Consider the following 15506-nt stretch of genomic DNA (forward strand, 5'->3'; position numbering starts at 1 on the left):
ACATAATATATCAAAAATCTCACACAATAAAGGAACTGTAGTTTACCATGTCAAATTCGATTATAATGCAATATCTATTTTTGGGGGAATAAGTCTTGATGAGTATGAAGGAAAAATATTAAAAAAGACTTCCTATTGCAGATAAAGCAAAGAAACAGGGAATATCGAGAAGTGATTTAGTTGGCTATTTTTATGATATCCACTATAAAGAAATGAAAATGTGATACTAAAGGTCCTGTAATAGCACCTTGTTTTAGGTTAGTAAATGAATCGAGGAGTTTTTGACTGTAATCCCAATCGTTAATTCAATAAAAGAAATCATCAATTAGGATATATTTTTCCACAAAGTTGTTTAGATACTGTATTTGTCGTACTCGTATGCCTTGTGGCATATTTTTTTTCGATTACTATTGAATCGCTAGTAAAAAAACTGTTATAGTAAATTGATTGTCTGACGTCTGACTGATTATTATCTAGTTAAGATCTTTGGCTGTTCTTGAAGTTTCGATATAGGAACATAATGAGCGGAAGAATGGCTTTATAGTCTTGGGTTCGAACGTCCAAAAATTATTTATGGAGGAACTTATGAGATACTTAATATCCTTTTGTGGATTGCTACTTGTTTTTGGTTTAGCGCTGTTAATGAGTAAAAACAAAAAAGAAATAAAATATAAAAACATAATTATTATGTTAATCATCCAATTCCTATTTGCAGCATTACTGCTAAATACAAAGTTTGGTTATGTTCTAATCAAAGGATTTACAAAAGTATTTGATCATTTATTATCTTACGCAAGTACGGGCATATCCTTTGTTTTTGGTGGTTTAGCGAATGAAGGAGAGTATTCCTTCTTCCTAAATGTATTATTACCAATTGTTTTTATATCTGTATTGATAGGGATCTTGCAGCATTTTAAAATTCTTCCTTTCATCATGAAATGGATAGGTTTACTTTTAAGTAAAGTAAACGGTATGGGGAAATTGGAATCCTATAATGCTGTTGCTTCTGCAATGGTAGGTCAATCTGAAGTATTCATTACTGTAAAAAAACAATTAGATAAGATTAGTCCACAGCGAATGTATACATTATGCGCATCAGCAATGTCGACCGTTTCGATGTCAGTTGTTGGAGCATATATGACTATGATTGAACCAAAATATGTTGTAACAGCGATTGTGTTAAACTTGTTTGGCGGATTTATTATTGTTTCGATCATTAATCCTTATAAAGTAGAAGAAAGCGAAGATATTTTAAAGATTGAAGACGAGCATAAGCAATCTTTCTTTCAAATGCTTGGAGAATATATCATGGATGGATTTAAAGTAGCCATCATTGTTGGCGCTATGCTTATCGGTTTCGTAGCATTAATGGATTTAATCAATTCACTATTTGATATGATCTTCGGTATATCTTTCCAAGACATTTTAGGTTATATCTTTGCACCAATTGCTTTCTTGATGGGTGTACCCTGGGCAGATGCTATTACTGCTGGAGGAATTATGGCAACAAAATTAGTAACGAATGAATTTGTTGCAATGATAAGCCTTGGAGAAGCAGCTAAGTCTATGAGTGCACATACACTGGGTATTATTTCAGTCTTTCTTGTATCCTTTGCAAACTTTTCATCTATCGGTATTATTGCCGGAGCAGTAAAAGGTTTGAATGAAAAGCAAGGGAATGTAGTTGCTCGTTTCGGCTTAAAGTTGTTGTATGGAGCCACACTTGTTAGTATCTTAACAGCTACAATTGTTGGTATGGTTATTTAATTTAAAAAAGAAGCAGTTGTTGTTGCTATATCGTTTGAACTGCCCCCCTAATTGTTAGACACATTTATTGGGGGGCAGTTTTTTATGACTTAAATGCGTTATGCGCTTCATGGATGGTTAACGGTGCCGTTTAGTTGAAGAATAGAAAGGGCGTTTTTATGTGTGTTACATTGGTGAAGTTACCTACAAAGTTAATGGATAAATGTGTATCCTTCAAATACTTTTAGCCCTTCGACATTTAATACTTGTTCAACTAAGATCGGCTTATGTGACTTTTTCAAAATTGCAAAGAAAATTAACCCGATCGACTATTTAGGATGAAAAAAGCATCTTAACCAATTTGGCTAAGATGCTGATATAACATATTTAGAGTAAAAGCCGCGTATGCCGTAGTTATTATAGAAAGTTTTAAACCACCACTCCTCAAAGTGGGTGTTCGCAGAAGTTTTCCTGCTTATCCTCATTCACCGTGGTGTGAGGCCCGTCATTTCAACTTCAATAATAAAACTCCCTTTTACAGCTTAAAGGTTAAAACTTAATATTGTACGAACAATGCAGCCTTTAAGGATATAATACGGCATGATAAACGAACTTGCAAGTAAGATGGTTTTTGAAAAAAAGTCAATGGGCGAGCATTAGAAATCATGGAAATTTTTAATATATAATGTAGTGATTACTTGACTTGCTTCATATATTTTTCACAAATACGAACAGAAAATACGAACAACCTTTGCGTAATAGCACTAAGTATGTAAAGATAGGAGCATATATAGGATTTACCTAGCAAAAAGTAAAGGGAGGAAGCGGAAATGGCAGCTTATCCAAATTGTCCGAAATGTAAGTCACAATATACGTATGAGGATGGATCAAACTTTGTGTGCCCGGAATGCGCGCATGAGTGGAGTACTACTTTAACAGAGCAGGAGTCAGAGACAGATACATTGATTGTGAAGGATGCAAATGGCAATCTGTTAGCAGATGGCGATTCAGTAACAGTCATAAAGGACTTAAAGGTAAAAGGTAGTTCTTCGACATTAAAAATTGGTACAAAGGTAAAGAGCATTCGTCTTGTTGAAGGAGATCACAATATCGATTGCAAAATTGATGGCTTCGGTGCCATGAAATTAAAATCAGAATTCGTGAAAAAATTATAACAACAGCTAGCAAAGAGTCGAGAAAGTGACTCTTTCAGATGGATGACAAGAGGTTTCAGGAAAAGTATTCCCGAAGCCTTTTGATTTTTTCTGTGGTTTTTCATGTCAAAAAGCGAGTACGCTGATAAAATCAGTGTACTCGCTTTTTATGCTGTTTCTGTATGTCGCATGTCCAAGGAGCGAGCTTATTTGCACATTATGTTCCAGAAGCGCTCTCATAATCATTTCAAGTAAAATGTGTTCGTTCTGTAAGTTTTTAACTTAAATGCAAAAGACTTCTAGGGGTATATATAGACACCTGCGGCAAAACGAGCTGGGCTAGCCCCCCACACGAAGCATAGTGAAGGAGGAGGCTAGTGGTTCGTCCACGTGTAGCGAATGGCTTTATCCGGACCTGATTAGTATAAATAAATCTGAAATAGCCGTTTTACCGTTCGCTTGCGGATCAGAGGAGAACTATTTTCATGACTAGTAGCTTTTTAGTTAAGTTGCTTTTTATCTAAAAAATTTGCGCAAAATGATCGCAATCGCAGAACCGAGTAGGGCAAAAATCGTATGTAAAATAGCAATAAAGGTTGCGCCCAGTAACAATGTACCAATATCGGATAATGAAGTTTTACCAATATAGAGCGGATTCATTACATTATCAATGATGGCCCATACAAAGACAGGGATAAAGCTAATGGCAAAAACGATCCAACTATTTTTATAAAACAGATAAGTAAGACAACCAAACAGCGCATAGGACACAACAAAGCCCAGTTGATTTCCAAGAAGGGATGAATTCAAAGCGAACATAAAGGAAAGTACAATGAATACCACATGGAAAAAGGATAATGTCTGTTTAAAAGGGATGGTGGGTTTAGGTAATGGCTGTGAATAGGTATACAGCTGACAATGTGCGCACGAAGCTATATGTTGCTCAATGAATTTTACAGTATCTGCTTGTAGTGCTTGTTTTATATATAAAGGCAATAAATCTTCTACAATTGAACATTCCTGTGACAAACGCTTCCCTCCAATCGATCACTTCTATTATACGACTTTTTTTAGGAAATAAAAAAAGCCTTCCGTCGGTCACTTCATTCGGAAAACTCGTACATGCACATTATTTGATTGTGTCGTCTAAAACTTCATTTGTTAATGCTTGAATATCAATATGTGTTTTCTCTTTCACCGCATCCTTTAATATCTCAGTTCGAAAATATTGAACTGTTGCTTTCAGAGGAATAGCTAAAAGTTTTGAGAGAGCCATTTGATACATATGAACAAACTCTAAATCCGTGTTACCGCGTTTTAATTCAGCAAAGGCTTCGTAAAATTGATCTAATTTGTCGGCAAATTCGAGCAAACGTCCTTCTAGTGTTTCATCCTTACCTTCCTTCATGCGCTCAAAAAAGATAGCCTGAAACTCTTTGGGAATCTCATTGATAATAAACTTTTCCATCATCTTATCTTCAACATGAGCGAGCATTTGCTTAAGCTCGGGGCTTGCATGTTTTACGGGTGTCTTAATATCACCGATAAATACTTCAGCAAAATCATGATTGATGGTTTTTTCATATAATGATTTCCAATTTACAGTCGCACCATTCATCTCCTCTAGTGTAGCAAAAAACATGGCATATTGAGAAACCTTCCACGAATGAGCTGCCACATTATGTTCCTCAAATTTGAAGCGACCAGGGCAACGGATAATGCGCTCTAGATCATTCAGACTTGTAAAAAATTGATGAATTCCTATAATAATCACTCCTTATTGTTTTATAAGTGCATGTTACTATAATATGTTTCATTATGTCTAGGGTTAAACATTTACAAAGGGATTGAGGGCAATTTTTAGAATTGGTTCCCGAAAAAGTGCCCCAAACCCTGAATATTTTAAACGATTATTTTAGTAATAAGTCTTGCTACCTCTTTTTCCTTATCTTTCAATGGGTGGGCGTAGTAATCTAATACAGTATTATGTTTATCACTAAGATTTTTACACTACTGTCCCTGGTACACCTTTGCACATAAGATCGTCGCGTATGAGTGCCTTAATCCATGAGGAGTTATTCTTTTAGATATTGCCTTATTATTGTATGCAGTGTATAAAATGTGGTTTACAAGATTCCTACCTATACATTCAAGTGTTCTTATATTGATAAAGACATGGTCGTGTTTTTTATATTTTATGGCATTTTGAAGTTTTTGTTCAATGGAGGTAATCTAACAAAACGGTGGAGAAGATGCTTCTTGTTGAAAATAATGTAGCTAATCACGAAAAATTAAATGCTGTAGGTGTACCAAATGAAGCAATTAAAATATGGTGATGAAAAACATTCTGTATTTTAGCTTTAGCATTCAGCGACTTACGGAAAAACGCGGGCACTAACAGACAGGTAAGTCACCTGTTTTGTTGGTGCCCCTTTTAATATTTAAAGAGGTGGTGACCTAAGGAATGATTCGATCTAGTGCCAGCATGGCAAAGTGTTTGAGGTAAGCGAGAGCAAGTGAATACGTGTAGGCGTAGGAAAAAAATAAAAGAACAGTAAGAGACATAATTAAAAAGCTAGATTTCATACATTTAAGAAGTAGTTTCAAAGATAAGACCAACTATGGAATAAATAGTAAAAAGTTATTGAAAATATTTACATGGTTTTGTTAAACTTAATTAGATAATAAAAGAAATAAAAGAAAAAATATGTTGCAATATTATGTAATATTATGTAATATATGGTTATAATATGAAAAAAGCGTTACGCAAATATGTGTTTAAACGTAAAAATAATGTTGAAATATACTTTTTCAAAAAAATGTAATTTATTGGTTTTTATTGTTATAATTGGTAACAACAAGTCGGATTCAGAGGTGAATTATGATTGATAATAATTTACGTTTTCTAAAACGTTTAGAGCCGTTGCAAATAGGTGATTTTCTAAATAATGGTACTGTTGATTCTATTAGTGATGTGAAACTATATGAATACATAGATGATTATTTACTAGTTTTCTTTTTTAGTACGGCATGTAGTGGATGTTTACCAGTTATTGAAGCACTTAAAGATTTTATTGATAAACGTCCTAATGCAAACACCATCGTTTTATTTGATAGCCCTACAGAAAATGTAGAGTTTTTGAAGGAGTATTATAGTAATAAAACTACTGTTTATCAAATGAAGCATAGAGACATGGAAAAAGTTTTTAATGTTTCTGCTACACCTAGTATTTTTTTATTAAACAGTGTAGGGCAAATATTGTTTACTCAAATAGGTCATCATGGGAAGACCTTTGACCAGATAGAAAAATTATTATTGAGCATAGTATCTGAAAAAGAGGTGTAATTATGAGTATTAAGAGTTTAAAACAAATGTTCATGAATCATAGAGATATACGCGAAGAAATGGACATATTAAAGATAGGTTATGTTTTTCCGCTATCTCTGAAGAACTATGAACTATCTAGAAAGACTGTTGTTTGCTTTGCATCTCTATATTGTAAAATTTGTATTGATCTATTACCTGGCTTAAGTGGATTTAATCAGGATTTTGTGTTAATAACAGACGGTTCAGAATTAGATAATGAAGAAATAATTAAAGAATTTGAATTTTCATTCCCGGTGATGTCACTTAATTATGATTCATTTCATGATTTAGTAGCTACGACACCAAGTCTGATACTCATTGATGCTAATGGAATCATCCAAAAAATCAAAGAGATTGATGAAATCGGAGAGGTTATTAGTTTTGTAGAAGAAAGTAGGTAATTGATATTGAATTACTTCTCTATAATTATAAGTTTGCTGATTTCTAGTACATTCATTGCGTCATTTTATATGAAGGCAAAGTCATTTCCTAATACAAAATGCGAAATTTATTCTTACAAAATTATAAAAAATCGCCAGCTTATTAATATCTCTAGTTTTTTTCTTCTAATCACAGAATTATTGATAGCTATATGTTTTGCTTTTAATTTATTTGGTTCCATAAAGATTGTTTTCTGTGGGCTCTTATTAATATTCTTTTGTTTAATTCTATTAAATAAGAGAAAAAAAGAGAAAGATATAAAAGGTAGTAGTTGCAGTTGTTTTGGAGACATGGAGTTTATGAATAAATATCCCTTATTTAGAAATTGCATTTTATTGGGGCTCTTATTAATTCAGTTTCTCTTACCAAATTATCAGTTGGACTTTAAATTGGAAGTCACTTTATTTTTACTTATCGTTATAGTAATTATTTTTTATGATTTAGTTTTACAAATTAAAAAGTTGAAGGCAAACTACATATGATAGATAATTTCATAATTTTCTTAATATTATCACTAATATTATTTCTATTGTCGAGTTTAATAGGTGTTTATTATATCAATAAAAAAATCTACTCAAATGATATAAAAATACTTAAAAACTTCCTATTGAAAAATAATTTGAAAATAGATGACTCAAATGAGTTTAAACTTGTATTTATTAATTATGAGTCTCCAGATTTCAAGAGAATGGATGATTTTCTGAGTTCTACTGAAGTGAAGTTGCATGTGTTTTTAAATGCTCCTACTTGGTTATATAAAACAAAAATAGAGAAATGGAAAAATCATAATTTAAATCAAACAAAAGAATTTTTGTTCGAACATAAGTATGAGTTAGTAATTTTTGATCCTATAAATAATAGCCTATCAAAACATTCAAATTTATTAAACACGTTCGAGTGTATGGAGGCTCTAGACGTGAATAATAAAAACTGGAAGGGAAAGAAAGCATGGGTATAAACTGTCAGATATTAGTGGCCGAAAATATTGAATTTGATCCAATAGGTAAACAACATACGATTTTTAATGTATTAAATAGAATGTCAGTTCCTATATTTCCAACAGCAGCTATAACAAATGTTTACTTTAAATACCTTTTTAATGAAGAGCTTGAATTAAATTCATATGTCTGTAGTGTAAAGGTTCTAGACCCTTTGGATGAAATAGTATATGAAGCTATGTTACCTGAGTTAAAAAATTTTAGAATTAAAGAAATGGTTCCAGGAATTGACGGGATGGTACAAATACGATTTACTGCTCTTATTAGTGGAAATTATAAATATATCATTTATGCAAATAATGAAGAAATTTGCAGATATCCGCTATATATAGACAAACAATAAACTATTTATACATCAAAATCTTTAAAGGAGGTGGAAATTATGGCTTGTGATAAAAGTTTAATATCTTGGACAGAATCAGTTGGTTACGCATTCTGTTCAGGTTCATGTGGTGGATCTAAGCAACTTAGATGGCAAGGTGTTATTTACCATTATACAAATGGTACAACTTGTCCTGCTGATGAGTACAAGGGTTGTTGCTAGTTTTTTAAAAATCTTCTCTAAATTATTTGGAGAAGATTTTTTTGTTTAGAAATTTCTAATGAGGAGGGAAGGTATGTTAAAGAAGATAAAATACAATTGTAAGTTAATAACTTTTATAACAATGAAGACAATTTCAACTATTTATAAGGTTTCTCCAATATACCTTTTAAGTACCTTATTTATAGTTGTATTAAAAGGGGTCTCACCTTTAATATATATATTTTTGACTGAAAGAACAGTTAGTTCTTTGATTAATGATCTAGAGAATTCATCTATTACTAGTACACCATTTCTGTTCATTTTAATACAGTTTGGATATTTTGTTTTAATGGAATACATGATTTATTTAAGTAAAATTATAGAATTCAGATTAAAACAAAAAATGGAGTATTTTTTTAATAACGAAATTTTCACGATGTGTGCAAGTATCCCGTTAATTTACTATGATGATTTAAATTACTATAATTCATTGCAAAGAGCTACATTAGATGTTGGAGGGACATCATGTACATATTTACAGCAGGTACTTGGCTGTATCCAATCATGTATAACTTTCACAGGATTTGTTGTTAGCCTTTATTTTATTCACTGGTCTATTGCACTTTTACTATTTTTTATAATCATACTTTTAATGGGTATCAATTTCTATACATCAAAATCAGATTATGAACAATTTTTAAGTCAAATATTAAAAAATAGAAAAATTGAATATTTAGAGGAATTATTCAAATCTAAAGAGGTAGCTAAGGAATTCCGTATATTTAAACATGAATCATACTTCATAAGAAAGTGGAAGGAACTATATTGGATAGTTGGCAACGAAAAATATAGTTTAGAGAAAAAAAATAATAGGAAACTGTTATATGTAAGCTATTTACAATTTTCTTTAAATCTTCTCTTTTTAAGTTTACTAGCGTTCTATGTTTTAACAAAGAAAATTACAATCGCTAAATTTGTGGCGTTATCTCAAATGCTTTCCAGCTCATTAGGTATTAGCGCTCAACTTGCATCATCAATGGGAAGAATTTATAGGGAATCTCTTACTCTTAATGATTATTATGAGTTCATAAAAGATGTCCCTATTGAGAAATCAAATATAGAAAATGAAAACTTTAATATTGAGTTTAAAAGTCTTAGCGTAAATAATATATCTTTCTCTTATCCTAATCATGAACATCTTATTTTAAAAAATATCTCATTTGAAATAACTCCTGGGAAGAAAGTGGCCATCGTCGGTAGAAATGGTTCCGGTAAAAGTACATTGGTAAAATGTTTAACAGGCTTATATACTACTAAAAATGGTAAAGTTCTTTTAAATGGAGAAACTATTTGTAATGAAGATAGAGAGAGGTATTTCAGTACTGTTTTTCAAGATTTTTTAAAGTATGAGATGTCATTATTGGAGAATATTACGTTAAATAATGAACTAAACGAAGATATTAAGGATAAATTTTACCAAGTTACTCAAAGAACTGGCACATCCGATTTATTAAGAAAATATGATTTAGGAATAACAGATAATGTCGGTGCCACTTTACATGGAAGAGAACTCTCTGGAGGAGAATGGCAAAAAATCGCACTAGGTAGGGCGTTGTTTAAAGATAGTCCGATTATTATACTGGATGAACCAACTGCAGCTTTAGATCCCGTTAGTGAAGCAAAGGTTATTGAAGAATTTTTAGATATCTCAATAGGGAAAACTTCAATTTTCGTTACACATCGTTTGGGAAGTTGTATAAACGCGGACGTAATTCTAGTAATGAAAGACGGCGAACTTGTTGAACAAGGAACTCATGATGAATTGATACTCTTAAATGGCGAATACACAGAACTATTTAATATTCAGGCTAAATGGTACAAACAAAAAGAATATGAATTTAACTAATCAATTATGATTATCGATTTTAATACGAAAAATTGTTATTGATTTTGATAAAATAATCAATTATACGGGAGGCACTAACAGACAGGTAAACTACCTTTTTGTTGGTGCTTCTTTTTTGCGCTCATTTCAAACAATTTAACAAAGATTCACTACAAAGGATTCACAAATATTTTTAGAACGTGTAATATCGGATGCTATAATTAAGATGAGTCATAAAAGGGGGAGTATGCACCATGGTATCGATATATTCACTTCTTCTCTATATACATATTTTAAGTGCCATACTTTCGATTGGGCCATTGTTTGTTGTTTTAGCAATTGTTAAAAGAATGCGTAAAGCACAGCATGCCGAAATGCCACCGTATATTGAGACGTTTCAAGCTGCTGTTACTATTGTCAAACACGCTGGACATGTGCTAGTCGCATCTGGCATTTTATTAATGTGGCGTGGCGGTTATCCGTGGACAACTTCATGGGTAGTCCTTACATTTCTTGTGATGCTTGGCTCAATTGTCTTTTTGGCACGAGCATTCAAACCTACTATTAGAACATTCAATACCCCAGCCTACAATCAGCAACAGTTTGCATCAAAGTTACATCGCAAAGCATGGATGTATATTGCCTTATTGCTTATTATGCTGTGGCTAATGGTTGCAAAGCCAATACTTTGGTAAAGGTAATAACAGTATTTCTTACATAAAAAAAAATTCCGACACACGCCTGGGGACGACGAACCAAGTAAGACTTCGAGGTTGCTTTAGCATCTGTCAGAGCAATGCACATCGTCTGCGCGAGTGTGCGGAATTTTTTTTTACAGTTTTCCATGTTAAGCAAGTAAACGTTTGATATAACTTTTGCGAATAAAGAAGTAGCTAGCTAAGAAAAGAGCAAAGAAGCATAGAGAACTAACCATTGAAACTTGTAAAAATGCCGTTGAAACCACTGTTCGCATTGTAAATAGAGTCGTTAACAATATGACAATTGCTATTGAAAATGGCACAAATATGAGAATTGCTAGCTCTTTTGAGACAACAGTCGATAATTCTTTTTTCGATAAACCGAGCTTACGTATCCCTGTATATTTATCTTTTTCTTGAATGAGTGTCGTTTGTAGATAGAAGTAAAGTATACTCATGGCGGCACTTAAGAATATTAAACTTAACATAAAGCCGATGAAGAACATCACACTTTTAACAAACATTTCCGAATCATACAAGGTGATTTTTGATGCTACATACCGTTTGTCTATGATTGTTGGAAGACTTTTAGTAATTTTATGGGCTAGGTCTATATGGTGTGTCCAATGTTCTAGCTCAAACAAATAGGTTTTGTAGACAGGATAGTCCACACTACTATAAATAGTGTCAGATACAATCAAATACGTATATTGGAATCCTGTTGTTAATAAGTTTTGTTCATTAGTATATGCCAGGTTTAAATGATTTAGATTTTCATCTGCTATATTCGTTATTGGCGCTATACCTCGATTTCCTGCAACAGCAATAAATTCATTTTTGTCTAGATCAATCTCTAGTTTTTGTAACAAATTATAATCAGATGCTGACATGTAGCCAATACGAGATGCTTCATCTGATTTAAATTCTATAGCATATTTTTTTGAATCAACTGCGCCCAATTGTTTTTCTAAATAGGCAATATCAGCTTGTACCATGCTGTCATCAGCTTTAGGGTCAGCGATGTATTGAAAACTGTATGGATAATTCGCTTCACTGTCCTTTGCAACATTGTAGTATGAGCTAAATAAAATGCTTGTACTTAAAAATACGCCACTCAATAAAATCGTGATTAAAAAAAGCATATTCGCATGTGATGTCATTTTTGCATTCAAATTAGATGCCAGTAACATATTTGTTTTGCGAATATAGGCGGGGGATTTCTCAAAAACTTTTAACAGAAAACGCATACCCTGTGAGATAAGCAGGTACATCGATAATAAAATACTTATAAAAAATAGTGTGTAATATAATAATCCAAGGCTTCTTATGATTCCATGATCTATCTTTAATAAAAAGATCAGTGTAGTAGAAATAATGACACTGATGATGAGTAATAGTAAATGGGATTTGATTGGATTTTCAATCACCGAATCACTTTTTAATAACTGAATGGAAGCTTCTTTATTAATAAATCTTGTTACTATTTTTGAAATAACTATAAATAATATTAGAAATAAACAAACTGTCAATGCTGTTGCTTTAAAAGGTACGTACATACCGAAAGTCTCAGCTTTTAACACCACCTTCGTACCCATTAAGAAAAGTGGCGTGATAACAAGACCGAAAATAATTGCTGCAATAATCGCAACGACACCAATTAGAATATTCTCGCGAAATATTAAAGTACGGATTTGCTTCATGGAAGCACCCGTAATCATAAAAATTCCTAAAGTCTTTGTTTTCTTCTTTAAAAAAGCCATTATAGAATAGGCAATATAGATAAACGAGAATAAGTATACTAGCATGCTTGCTAATAATAATGAAATACCAAGTGTTGAGTCAGGGTCTAGGCTTTTTAGGCTTGGATGAAACACAATCACTGTGAATAAGAAAAAAATGAGTATTGAGAACATACTGCTGAGGAAATAAGATACATAGGTCCATTTGTCACGTAAGATATTTTGTAACACGATATGATTAAAGCTCATGATGGCCACCACCTAAGAACGCCAATGTATCCATAATCTCTTGATAAAATTGTTTGCGATTATTCCCTCGATGAATTTCGTTATATAATTTACCATCTTTCATAAAAATAATTCGGTTAGCGAAACTTGCGACATAAGGATCATGCGTCACCATTAAAATTGCCGTTTTTAAGTTGGTATTGATCGAACTAAATAAACTCATTACATCGTTAACCGCCTTCGAATCGAGGTTGCCGGTTGGTTCATCTGCTAATAATAAACTAGGCTCGTGAATGACAGCACGTGCAATTGCAACACGCTGCTTTTGTCCACCTGAAATCTCATAGATACGTTTTGTTAGAAGATCCTCAATACCTAAAAATTGTGTTACCTGTGTTAATCGTTGCTGCATTTTGGGTGCGGGAAGGCTATCTAATGTTAGTGGCAGTAAAATATTTTCTTTTACAGTTAAAGTGTGGACTAGATTAAAATCCTGAAATACAAAACCTAATTCTGAGCGACGAAATTTTGCGAGTTCATCGTCATCTAATGCAAAGGGGTTTCTGTTATTAATAAAAATTTCTCCTGCCGTTGGTCGATCAATTGTTGATACACTATTTAAAAATGTTGTTTTGCCACTACCTGATGGGCCCATCACTGCTACAAATTCATGATCACTAAGATTAAAATTTATCCCATTTAACGCCTTGTACGTAATTTCTCCGATATATTCTTTGTGTAGATTAGTCACTTGCAATATTGGTTTTCTCATGTCCGAACAACTCCCTTACATCTATTGAATAATTTAAGTATAAAGAAGGAGCGGATTTTTACCTATTTCGCTCTATGACGTGAACATGACAAAGTTGTCATTTTAAAGGGTTATTTCTGCGTGCTATTTGAAAAATCAATAGAAAACGTGGTTACTTGGTTGTGTGATTGTAGCGTAAAGGGATGCTCTAATGTGGCCAAAATCTTTTTAACTAGATACAAGCCAATGCCTGACGCTTCACCACTTGTTCTTCCTTTTATCCCAGTATAGAAAAGGTCAAAGACACGTGTAATTTCACTATCTAAAATGGTATTTCCACTGTTTATAATTTGTAAGGTAGCATTACCGTAAATTATTTGTATTGAGGTCTCGGATTCACTATATTTAATCGAGTTATTGACGATCTGATACAGAACTATCTTTAACCATTTCCGATCCGAATAAATGACCTCACTGTCAGCAATAGATAATTTCGGAAATACTTCTTTAGCGATAAAATAATCTTTTAAATCATTGACGACCTCTTGAACAAGTCCTTTTATTACAATAGGCTCTATTTTTAAATCAGCTACTAGGTTGGATGTACGCTCATAAGTTAGTAGCTGGTTCAGCGTAAAAGTTAGTTTATCGCATTCATTATGAATTGTTTGCCAGTAATCGGACTGCTCAGTTGCTTCATATGTTCTGGATTGAATCGTTAGTTGAATGACAGATAATGGCGTTTTCATTTGATGGGCGAAGTGTGATAATACCAGTTGCTTTTCTCGCGCTTGTTCCTCTAATAGTTGCTGCTGTGACAAATAAAGGTACTGCATTTGTCTTAGTTTTTGGCTATAGGCTTTTTCTATCAATGCTTGTGGTTCATACAGATGTAGCTCATTTTTAGTGAACGTGGCATTTTGTAAATGTGCATAAAATTTTCTTCGTCGATAATAACGCCCTATAAGCCAAAGGATAAAAAAGAAACAAACGAGAAATATAAAATAATAGTAATGCGTCGATAAATCATCCAGTGATTGAAATAACCAAGGTAACAATATAAAGCTTATGCCATATAGAAAGATGACACTGGCGTGGTCTTGAAAGAAGAGTCTCATTCATGTGCCTCCACCAGTTGGTAGCCAAGGCCACGTATCGTTTTTATTTCTAAATGAGATTGTATAGATTCAAATTTTTTACGAAGTCGACCAATATTAACGGATAAAGTATTTTCTTCAACAAAGGCTACGTCATCCCAAATGGCACTTAATAGTTTTTGACGGGGAACAACATTGGGATAAGCTTCAAAAAGTAATTTGCTAAGCTGCATCTCTTTTAACGTTAATAAGCTTTCATGTTCCGCTGTTTGCAGTCGAACTGTATCAGGGTTTAATGTAGTATTCGTAATCTTTAGCGTATTTGTATCTGAGGTAGCATACTCACCATATGTACGGCGAATGAGGCCATTCACTTTGGCCATCAATACATCTAGAGAAAATGGCTTTGTAATAAAATCATCAGCACCATTTTCAATACCATACACTTGATCAATATCATTTACGCGCGCAGATACAATAATAATGGGACATTTTGATAGTTGTCGGATTTTTCGCGACCAAAAGTAACCGTCATAGGTTGGTAGGTTGATATCCATGACAACAAGGTGAGGTTGAATTTCTTGGAATTCTTCAACTATGTGGTTAAATTGTTGGACAGTATAGCATTCAAATTGATATTTTGATAAATGTCCTACAATCAGCTTTGAAATATTTGCATCGTCTTCTATTATGTATATTTTGTACACATCCATCGACCTTTCTTTATTTACGTACTTTTATAAATAATGTACCCTAATTTTTTGTAATCCATTAAAGATTTATTTTCGTTTTATATTAAGTATTTTAACTTGGAATGATTATAAAGAGCCATTATCAACCCATTTGAGAAGATAACAGCTCATTAAGTTGCAGTAAGAA

At 32.8% G+C, this 15506-nt stretch carries 17 protein-coding genes and 1 other RNA gene; 10 read left to right on the plus strand and 8 right to left on the minus strand.

Going from position 1 to position 15506, the window contains the following annotated elements; all coding sequences use genetic code 11:
* The first annotated feature begins 585 nt into the window (after window positions 1-585).
* Window positions 586-1767, plus strand: a complete 1182-nt coding sequence (locus H131_RS03760) for a NupC/NupG family nucleoside CNT transporter (RefSeq protein WP_010857725.1) — start codon at window positions 586-588, stop codon at window positions 1765-1767.
* A gap of 371 nt (window positions 1768-2138) precedes the next feature.
* On the opposite strand, the gene ssrS is transcribed toward H131_RS03760, so the two are convergent.
* Window positions 2139-2331, minus strand: a non-coding RNA gene (gene ssrS, locus H131_RS23425) — 6S RNA.
* 245 nt (window positions 2332-2576) lie between these two features.
* Between ssrS and H131_RS03765 the strand changes: the two genes are divergently transcribed.
* Window positions 2577-2921: a zinc ribbon domain-containing protein YjdM gene (locus tag H131_RS03765; protein ID WP_010857726.1), complete on the plus strand. Its 345-nt coding sequence runs from the start codon at window positions 2577-2579 to the stop codon at window positions 2919-2921.
* 495 nt (window positions 2922-3416) lie between these two features.
* Here H131_RS03765 and H131_RS03770 read toward each other — a convergent pair whose 3' ends face one another.
* The 3 genes from H131_RS03770 to H131_RS26035 all read right to left on the minus strand — a co-directional run bounded on the left by H131_RS03770 (window position 3417) and on the right by H131_RS26035 (window position 5132).
* Window positions 3417-3929 carry a zf-HC2 domain-containing protein gene (locus H131_RS03770; RefSeq protein WP_010857727.1) on the minus strand — a complete coding sequence of 171 codons (513 nt, stop codon included), beginning with the start codon at window positions 3927-3929 and terminating at the stop codon, window positions 3417-3419.
* A 100-nt stretch (window positions 3930-4029) separates the two neighbouring features.
* A complete protein-coding gene (locus tag H131_RS03775) occupies window positions 4030-4674 on the minus strand; it encodes a YfbR-like 5'-deoxynucleotidase (RefSeq protein WP_080647619.1) in 645 nt (214 codons plus the stop codon).
* Window positions 4675-4910: 236 nt separating this feature from the next.
* Entirely contained in the window at window positions 4911-5132 is a 222-nt protein-coding gene (locus H131_RS26035; protein ID WP_080647706.1) for a tyrosine-type recombinase/integrase, read from the minus strand.
* A gap of 649 nt (window positions 5133-5781) precedes the next feature.
* Between H131_RS26035 and H131_RS22980 the strand changes: the two genes are divergently transcribed.
* The 8 genes from H131_RS22980 (at window position 5782) to H131_RS03810 (ending at window position 10809) form a co-directional block, all read left to right on the plus strand.
* Window positions 5782-6246 (plus strand): peroxiredoxin family protein, encoded by a 465-nt coding sequence (locus H131_RS22980; protein ID WP_010857729.1) that lies wholly within the window; start codon window positions 5782-5784, stop codon window positions 6244-6246.
* Between the two features lie 2 nt (window positions 6247-6248).
* The gene (locus tag H131_RS03785; RefSeq protein ID WP_010857730.1) at window positions 6249-6668 is read left to right on the plus strand and encodes a peroxiredoxin family protein; all 420 of its coding nucleotides are present in this window, start codon (window positions 6249-6251) and stop codon (window positions 6666-6668) included.
* Window positions 6669-6674: 6 nt separating this feature from the next.
* Window positions 6675-7190: a MauE/DoxX family redox-associated membrane protein gene (locus H131_RS26040; RefSeq protein WP_419185148.1), complete on the plus strand. Its 516-nt coding sequence runs from the start codon at window positions 6675-6677 to the stop codon at window positions 7188-7190.
* Window positions 7187-7666 (plus strand): hypothetical protein, encoded by a 480-nt coding sequence (locus H131_RS03795; RefSeq protein WP_010857732.1) that lies wholly within the window; start codon window positions 7187-7189, stop codon window positions 7664-7666. Before H131_RS26040 ends, H131_RS03795 begins: the two co-directional genes overlap by 4 nt.
* Entirely contained in the window at window positions 7657-8049 is a 393-nt protein-coding gene (locus H131_RS03800) for a hypothetical protein (protein WP_010857733.1), read from the plus strand. Before H131_RS03795 ends, H131_RS03800 begins: the two co-directional genes overlap by 10 nt.
* A 39-nt stretch (window positions 8050-8088) precedes the next feature.
* A complete protein-coding gene (locus H131_RS24205) occupies window positions 8089-8250 on the plus strand; it encodes a hypothetical protein (protein ID WP_155242365.1) in 162 nt (53 codons plus the stop codon).
* Window positions 8251-8323: 73 nt separating this feature from the next.
* Window positions 8324-10135: an ABC transporter ATP-binding protein gene (locus H131_RS03805; RefSeq protein ID WP_010857734.1), complete on the plus strand. Its 1812-nt coding sequence runs from the start codon at window positions 8324-8326 to the stop codon at window positions 10133-10135.
* A gap of 233 nt (window positions 10136-10368) precedes the next feature.
* Window positions 10369-10809 (plus strand): DUF2269 family protein, encoded by a 441-nt coding sequence (locus tag H131_RS03810; RefSeq protein WP_010857735.1) that lies wholly within the window; start codon window positions 10369-10371, stop codon window positions 10807-10809.
* A gap of 152 nt (window positions 10810-10961) precedes the next feature.
* Here H131_RS03810 and H131_RS03815 read toward each other — a convergent pair whose 3' ends face one another.
* The 4 genes from H131_RS03815 to H131_RS03830 form a co-directional block, all read right to left on the minus strand.
* The gene (locus tag H131_RS03815; protein WP_010857736.1) at window positions 10962-12800 is read right to left on the minus strand and encodes an FtsX-like permease family protein; all 1839 of its coding nucleotides are present in this window, start codon (window positions 12798-12800) and stop codon (window positions 10962-10964) included.
* Window positions 12790-13551: an ABC transporter ATP-binding protein gene (locus H131_RS03820; RefSeq protein WP_010857737.1), complete on the minus strand. Its 762-nt coding sequence runs from the start codon at window positions 13549-13551 to the stop codon at window positions 12790-12792. The genes H131_RS03815 and H131_RS03820 overlap by 11 nt, the downstream gene beginning before the upstream one ends.
* A gap of 110 nt (window positions 13552-13661) precedes the next feature.
* Window positions 13662-14648 (minus strand): sensor histidine kinase, encoded by a 987-nt coding sequence (locus H131_RS03825; RefSeq protein WP_010857738.1) that lies wholly within the window; start codon window positions 14646-14648, stop codon window positions 13662-13664.
* The gene (locus H131_RS03830; protein ID WP_036131015.1) at window positions 14645-15334 is read right to left on the minus strand and encodes a response regulator transcription factor; all 690 of its coding nucleotides are present in this window, start codon (window positions 15332-15334) and stop codon (window positions 14645-14647) included. Before H131_RS03830 ends, H131_RS03825 begins: the two co-directional genes overlap by 4 nt.
* Between the last annotated feature and the right edge of the window lie 172 nt (window positions 15335-15506).

It is taken from the genome of Lysinibacillus sphaericus OT4b.31 (genome assembly GCF_000392615.1).
GTDB lineage: Bacteria > Bacillota > Bacilli > Bacillales_A > Planococcaceae > Lysinibacillus > Lysinibacillus sphaericus_B.

Coding starts and splice junctions, on each gene's coding strand:
- H131_RS03765 (WP_010857726.1), top strand. CDS start 2,577: ATGGCAGCTTATCCAAATTGTCCGAAATGTAAGTCACAATATACGTAT.
- H131_RS22980 (WP_010857729.1), top strand. CDS start 5,782: ATGATTGATAATAATTTACGTTTTCTAAAACGTTTAGAGCCGTTGCAA.
- H131_RS03760 (WP_010857725.1), top strand. CDS start 586: ATGAGATACTTAATATCCTTTTGTGGATTGCTACTTGTTTTTGGTTTA.
- H131_RS03805 (WP_010857734.1), top strand. CDS start 8,324: ATGTTAAAGAAGATAAAATACAATTGTAAGTTAATAACTTTTATAACA.
- H131_RS03800 (WP_010857733.1), top strand. CDS start 7,657: ATGGGTATAAACTGTCAGATATTAGTGGCCGAAAATATTGAATTTGAT.
- H131_RS03810 (WP_010857735.1), top strand. CDS start 10,369: ATGGTATCGATATATTCACTTCTTCTCTATATACATATTTTAAGTGCC.
- H131_RS03815 (WP_010857736.1), bottom strand. CDS start 12,800: ATGAGCTTTAATCATATCGTGTTACAAAATATCTTACGTGACAAATGG.
- H131_RS03820 (WP_010857737.1), bottom strand. CDS start 13,551: ATGAGAAAACCAATATTGCAAGTGACTAATCTACACAAAGAATATATC.
- H131_RS03785 (WP_010857730.1), top strand. CDS start 6,249: ATGAGTATTAAGAGTTTAAAACAAATGTTCATGAATCATAGAGATATA.
- H131_RS03825 (WP_010857738.1), bottom strand. CDS start 14,648: ATGAGACTCTTCTTTCAAGACCACGCCAGTGTCATCTTTCTATATGGC.
- H131_RS03795 (WP_010857732.1), top strand. CDS start 7,187: ATGATAGATAATTTCATAATTTTCTTAATATTATCACTAATATTATTT.
- H131_RS24205 (WP_155242365.1), top strand. CDS start 8,089: ATGGCTTGTGATAAAAGTTTAATATCTTGGACAGAATCAGTTGGTTAC.